We start from the raw sequence: 5,827 nt of genomic DNA, 5'->3' as shown, positions 1-5,827 counted from the left end.
CTGGGTACGCCCGGCATGGGCGTCGACTGATGTGGTTAAAGTCCACTGCGCATGGAACCTGTAGGTTATGATCATTAGCGAAAGTAAACTAAGAAAAAGCGCTAGCCGAAGGCAACTGCGAAGTCGCGAGGCTTCGTGGGAAGGAAGCCCTAGGCAAAGCCGCGAGACGATGTACAAGAACGCCATACAAGGCCCAGCGCCTCGGGCGAGCGTGCCCAGCGACGCGAAGCCCGGAGAAGGTTCGGGGCGCAGGGTAAATGGCGCGTTTGCGCGGCGGAAGTCGACGTCCTTATCCGGGGAGGCCTCATGCTCCCGCGGGGATGGCTTAAACCTGCCATCGGATCTCCGCAGCTCCCGCAGCGATGCGGGAGTCGGACATGAGGAATCAGCAGAGGGCATAGTAGCGCCATGAGGCGAGCCGGGAGTAGCTGCCGACGGGGGACCCGTCCAGCGAAGGGTCCGAAACTCGCATGGGGCGAAGGCCCGAACCGACACGACGGGTTCCGGCCCGAACTCTCGCCCTGCGGGTATGCCTCGCCAGAGGTAGCGCAAGGGCGGCGGGAAGCGGACAGCCGGGACTCGGAACGCGACCTGATGGAAGCGATCCTGGACGCGGAGAACGTGTCCGGGGCGTGGAAGCGGGTGAGGGCCAACAAGGGCGCGGCGGGGGTGGACGGAGTGTCCGTTGAGGACTTCCCCGGCCTCTTCCGCGAAGCTTGGCCCAGGCTGCGCGAGCGGCTGGCGGAGGGCTCGTACGAGCCCGCGCCGACGTTGCGCGCGGAGATAGGCAAGCCCGACGGGGGCAAGAGGCTGCTGGGGATCCCGACCGTATTGGACCGGGTGATACAGCAGGCGATCGTGAGGGTTCTGGGGCCGATATTGGATCCGGGCTTCAGCGAAAGCAGCTTCGGCTTCCGTCCCAATCGCTCGGCGCGCCATGCGGTCGAGCAAGTTGGCGACACCATAAAGTCGGGTCGGCGCGTGGCGGTGGACTTGGACCTGTCCAAGTTCTTCGACCGCGTCGATCATGATATATTGATGTCGAGCCTTGGGAGGAAGGTCCGCGACAGGCGCGTCCTGCGCTTGGTGGGCAAGTACCTCCGGGCGGGAGTCCAGGTCGACGGGCGCCTGCATGCGACGAGGGGGGGCGTGCCTCAGGGCGGTCCGCTTTCGCCGCTGCTGGCCAACGTGGTCCTGGACGAGCTCGACAAGGAGCTCGAATCGCGCGGCCATCGCTTCGCCCGCTACGCGGACGACTTCGTCGTACTCGTCAAGAGCCCTCGGGCTGGCGAGCGGGTGATGGCGAGCGTGAGGAAGTTCCTCGAGCGCAGGCTCAAGCTGAAGGTGAACGAGGGGAAGAGCCGCGTCGTGAAGGCGAGGGAACTGGAGTTCCTCGGCTTCGCCTTCGGAACCGGCGGGAAGATCGTGTGGAGCGAGAAGTCGCTTGGCGTGTTCAAGCGCCGGATACGCGAGTACACGTGCCGCAGCTGGAGCGTGTCCATGGAACGCCGCCTGCTCAAGCTCGCCCAGTACGTTCGCGGCTGGATGGGCTACTACGGCGTCAGCCGGACCTTCAAGGAGGCCAGGCGCCTGGACCACTGGATCCGGCGCCGCGTGCGCTGCTGCTACTGGAAGCAATGGAAGACGCACTCGAACCGGGTCAGGCAGCTCGTGTCCCTCGGGGTCGATCTGCGGACCGCGGTCAAGACCGCGGTGACCCGGCTGGGGCATTGGAAGATGTCCAAGACTCCAGGGGTGAGCCAAGCCCTGTCGAAAGGCTATCTCAAGGGACAAGGGGTTCCGTCCCTGGTGGAACTCTGGACCCGTGTTCACTATCCGGATACGTCCCGATAGCGTGTGGGAACCGCCCGGTGCGGATCCGCATGCCGGGTGGTGTGGGGGCCGCGGGAGTTAATGCCCGTGGCTACCCGATTTGGACCTATTCTTTTATTTGGTGAAAGGTGTCATTTTAGAAAGGATGCTTCAATCTCTCCTTTGGGTCATTCTTCTTTTTGTATCCATCTTCTCCCCAAATCATTGAGTCCATTTCTTGGCCCTCGACGATTCCGTAGTAGGATGCGATGAATCCGGTTGAGGCCATCGCAAGGAAGAATCCAACTAGAAAGTAATACTTGAAGTTTGGTGTCCCAAACTGAAGGAAGATAAAGAGAGTGAAAACCGTCGGAACGATGAGAATGAGAGCTGCGTAGTGAACACAGAAATACAGGTAAGCCTTCTTTCTGCTCTCTATGGAAAGCGTCGATTTTATGACTGAGAGCCGTTCCTTTCTCGGCTCGACAAATCTTTTCTGAAAATCGTGGACGAGGAGGAAGGTGAATCCTCTGAAGATGAAGTAGAGAACGGACAAACCGTAGATTACGAAGAAATCGAATCGTACGTACTTTTTGTACTCCTCGAGAAGGGGTTCTTCTTCGTTTTTGTTAGTCATTTTCTTTTCGTCCAACGCAGAGTCCTCACGCGGAGAGGGCGCAGCCCTCGGAGTTGTGAGCGACGACTTGATGGGGATTCTTCGTTTTTAGAGTTTGGTCGGACATGGAAGTTCGGGCCTCTTCATTATCTATTTTTTTGGATTCAGTCTTTGGCTGCCTTGGGATGGTTCGATCAATCATTCGTTGCAGGATAATCTTTTTTGAAAGGAACGTCGGTTGAGTGTCTTCGTCAAAAATCGATCCAATTAACCAGTGCAGGAACTCTTCTCTTTCGTGGGAACTAGATTTTGGATACGCTGCCGAATCGCTCATCTCTTAAATATCAATCTCTCCCCATCGTTGAGCTCATACGATGGAGGGATCGCGGAGCGATGCCGAAATTGTATGAAGCGACTTGTTATCTATCAAATTCTGTTTGTTTTTTCAGATATTTAATTCTCTCGCTTTTATCAAATTCGTATTCGAACCCGCCTCCTTGACTGTGCCATTTCGAATCCTTCCATTTTATTGAATTCCATTCTTTACTTTCGAGTAACTCCTCGAGAGCAACCATTGCTTCTGCTTCGTTCGGGACTTTTAGGGGTGCCGTTCGGAATGTACCGTTCTCACCGCAATAGTGGAGGTAGGCGATAGGATCTTCAGGAAGTCCAGCAATCACGTAGCCGTCCGCTAGGACAAAGAATATACCGCTGGATTCTACTAGTGGATACAAGGGCCAATCTCCATGATCCATAGTGTTCCACGGAAGGCCCAATCCACCGAACAGCGGCTGGCGAATTCCGTTTGGGCCAGGCAGGTATAAGATTCTGGATAACCAACCCAATCTTTCTCTTGCGGATTCGACTGCGAACAAATCGCCATTCTTACCAGAATCGGTCCACTCCTCTTTTAGTCTTTCTTTGGCTCCTTCTTCACCAAGCGCGATAAGCTCATTTGCTGATACGGCTAAAGCATAGCATGAGGGTTGATTTGGCAAGAGTGCTCGATCACCTCTAGCGGAACAAATCGCGATGCAAAATAGTAAAAAAGCCTGAAGTGTAGTTTTCATATTTCAGATAACGTCAAAGACTCACGATGTCGGCTTCGACTGGGGTTCCAAGTCTGTTGAGTTTGATTTTCATAGTATCGTTGAGAAAGGGGGGGNTGCCGACATTGTGAGCTCTGCCTGGTTATGACGATTTTTCATTCTTCATCCAAGCGACTCGGTCTTTCGCTTCTTTCTCTGCAATTTCTTCTGTTTCTGCGAAACACTGCGAATACTTTCCAATAGGTGCCCAGAATCCTTCTTCGACAAATTTCATGTCTTCGAATCCGTAGCTACCGTCGTCGCGTCGGAAGATCTCAATCTTACGAGTTTTATCGGAACCAAAGATACTTCGGACTACAGTATTCATTTCTTCATAACGTCGAGCTCAGACGCGGCGGCTTGCCGACGTTGTCTGAAGCGACTGGTTCGCTCCTCGTTCTTCTGAGTGTAGTGTGAAGTCTAATTCAAGGTTTAGCTCTCCAATCTTTTTAGAGAGATCGTTCGAAACAGAGAAGGTCGAACACTCGGTGAAAGCGTAAAATACATCCAGAGAAGCTCTCCATCCGTTGTCTTTGATTTTTTCAAAGGCTTTTTCCTTTCCTTCGAGGACTCCAATCCAAAATCTGATTTTTTCTTCGACTGAGTCATTGGTATCTGGAGAGAGACGTTTCCATCCACCCCAGTCGTAAAAAGTCGATCTTGCTAACGGTTTTTCTTCGCCACGTTTCCATGACCGTGACGGTTTGAGGTCCAGCAATTCAGATACAGTCGAAGGTTCAAGGTCGTTACCAAGAATAATGAGCGTGACTGACGAAACTATCTCTTCGTTTGTATCCATTATTTTAGCGAACGTCGAGTGCATACGCGGAGGCTAGCGCGGAGCGCTGGCCGGAGTTGTATGGCACGCCTTGTTCGCTCTGGTTTTTCTTTCGTAGTAAATGTCAAATTCGTCTTCAGACGTCACGGTGAATCCATGTCTTTGGTAGAAACCGTTCGATCTGCTAGATCTCAGTGCTCCGAGTCGAATCGGCAAACCGCTTTCTTCTGATCGATCTATTGCTTTTTCTATAGCTTTCGATCCGTATCCGAAGGACTGGTGATCTGGTGAAATGTACAAATGATCCAAGAGGAAGTGATCTTCTTTTTTGGACACAGCAATGAAACCAATCGTTTCGTCATTCTTCTTGATTATTTGCGTTTCATTGGGCCTGAAAGACCTACGGAATCTTTCTATGCTTCGGTCTCTGTCGAACCTACCGATCGCTTCGAGGCTTTCTTTCATCGCTTCGATACGCAACTCGACGAGTTCATCAAAGTTTTCCTCGGTAGCGGGTGTGTAAGTTAGATTCATTTTTCTTTAGCGAACGTCGAGGCCATACGCAGCGGCTTCAGACTATGCCTCCGCGTCTAGGTTGGTTGATTTCAAAATGATCGAAGTGAAAGAGGCGGGCGTTTACCGCTGTTGTATGAGCCGCCTGGTTGGACAAATCTGTCGTTTCTAAATGTCTTGGGGATTCCATATGAGTAACTCTTCGATTCTTTCTTTTTGGATGGTCGGATCAATCCTTCTTTTCGTCAGAACGGATCTTCAGAACCAACATTTATTTCATAATTATTGTTTTCTTCGTCGATCAAATGCCAGAGTCCTTCTTGGTGTAATGCTATCGGTCCACCGTTACTTTTCAGGAATTCATCGTCTTCAATGCTTCCACCGAGTCTTGATCGTTTCACTCGTTTCATCTTTCCACCGACGAAAACCGTAGTGAATAATTCCTTACGTCGGTTCTTTTCTGCTTTTTCGTCGGGTCTGAGTTTTCGCTTACGTCCCATCGATTTCTTTCTTCGTCCAACGCAGAGCTCAGGCGACAAGGCCTAAACTATCGTTTGGATTACTGGGGTGGTTGGTTTTCATGGGTTCGTAATGAAAGAGGCGAGCGTTTGCCGCAGTTGCCTGGAGCGACTTGTTCTACCTAATATTTTTTATCGTTCCTTTTCCTAAAACGAATTCTTTCCCATGGAGGTAGAATATCTTTTCGTAATCAATTGTTCCATTTTCGTGTAGCCGACAGTTCACATAGTATCCATATATTAAATCCTTTTTTAGCAGTCGTTGGTATTCTTCTTTTGTCTTTAGATCGTAGTGGGTGATGACTTTTCCGTCATTCTGTACGATGTTGTCGAACAGGCTGGGCTCTTGGTATGTGTGAGGGAATGCTTCGCTTTTTAGTTCCGATTCGAGGCATTTCCATTCTTCTGGAGTGTTGAGTTTGATTACTGCCCAAGCTGAAGAGATCACGCCAAGTATGACGATAGTGATAAGCAATGATCTTTTCATTTTTTTTGTAGAACG

At 51.4% G+C, this 5,827-nt stretch carries 8 protein-coding genes; 1 reads left to right on the top strand and 7 read right to left on the bottom strand.

The genetic code is table 11. The features are described from left to right. The first annotated feature begins 594 nt into the window (after window positions 1-594). Window positions 595-1,854, top strand: a complete 1,260-nt coding sequence (gene ltrA, locus IEN85_RS09970) for a group II intron reverse transcriptase/maturase (RefSeq protein WP_191616192.1) — start codon at window positions 595-597, stop codon at window positions 1,852-1,854. A gap of 115 nt (window positions 1,855-1,969) precedes the next feature. Here ltrA and IEN85_RS09965 read toward each other — a convergent pair whose 3' ends face one another. The 7 genes from IEN85_RS09965 to IEN85_RS09935 form a co-directional block, all read right to left on the bottom strand. Further along, complete coding sequence (locus IEN85_RS09965) at window positions 1,970-2,449, bottom strand: hypothetical protein (RefSeq protein WP_191616955.1); 480 nt, start codon at window positions 2,447-2,449, stop codon at window positions 1,970-1,972. A 398-nt stretch (window positions 2,450-2,847) separates the two neighbouring features. Beyond that, complete coding sequence (locus IEN85_RS09960) at window positions 2,848-3,498, bottom strand: hypothetical protein (protein ID WP_191616954.1); 651 nt, start codon at window positions 3,496-3,498, stop codon at window positions 2,848-2,850. Window positions 3,499-3,619: 121 nt separating this feature from the next. Further along, window positions 3,620-3,844 (bottom strand): hypothetical protein, encoded by a 225-nt coding sequence (locus IEN85_RS09955; protein ID WP_191616953.1) that lies wholly within the window; start codon window positions 3,842-3,844, stop codon window positions 3,620-3,622. An 18-nt stretch (window positions 3,845-3,862) separates the two neighbouring features. Continuing rightward, complete coding sequence (locus IEN85_RS09950) at window positions 3,863-4,315, bottom strand: DUF4279 domain-containing protein (RefSeq protein WP_191616952.1); 453 nt, start codon at window positions 4,313-4,315, stop codon at window positions 3,863-3,865. A 33-nt stretch (window positions 4,316-4,348) separates the two neighbouring features. After that, a complete protein-coding gene (locus IEN85_RS09945; RefSeq protein ID WP_191616951.1) occupies window positions 4,349-4,828 on the bottom strand; it encodes a GNAT family N-acetyltransferase in 480 nt (159 codons plus the stop codon). 224 nt (window positions 4,829-5,052) lie between these two features. Further along, the gene (locus tag IEN85_RS09940; RefSeq protein ID WP_191616950.1) at window positions 5,053-5,307 is read right to left on the bottom strand and encodes a hypothetical protein; all 255 of its coding nucleotides are present in this window, start codon (window positions 5,305-5,307) and stop codon (window positions 5,053-5,055) included. 136 nt (window positions 5,308-5,443) lie between these two features. Next, on the bottom strand, window positions 5,444-5,827 hold a 384-nt coding region (locus tag IEN85_RS09935; RefSeq protein ID WP_224772553.1), incomplete at its 5' end, for a hypothetical protein.

This window comes from Pelagicoccus enzymogenes (genome assembly GCF_014803405.1).
GTDB classification, from domain to species: Bacteria; Verrucomicrobiota; Verrucomicrobiia; order Opitutales; family Opitutaceae; genus Pelagicoccus; species Pelagicoccus enzymogenes.
The sequence above is the reverse complement of the archived record's forward strand: the minus strand, read 5'-3'. Positions and strand labels throughout refer to the sequence as shown.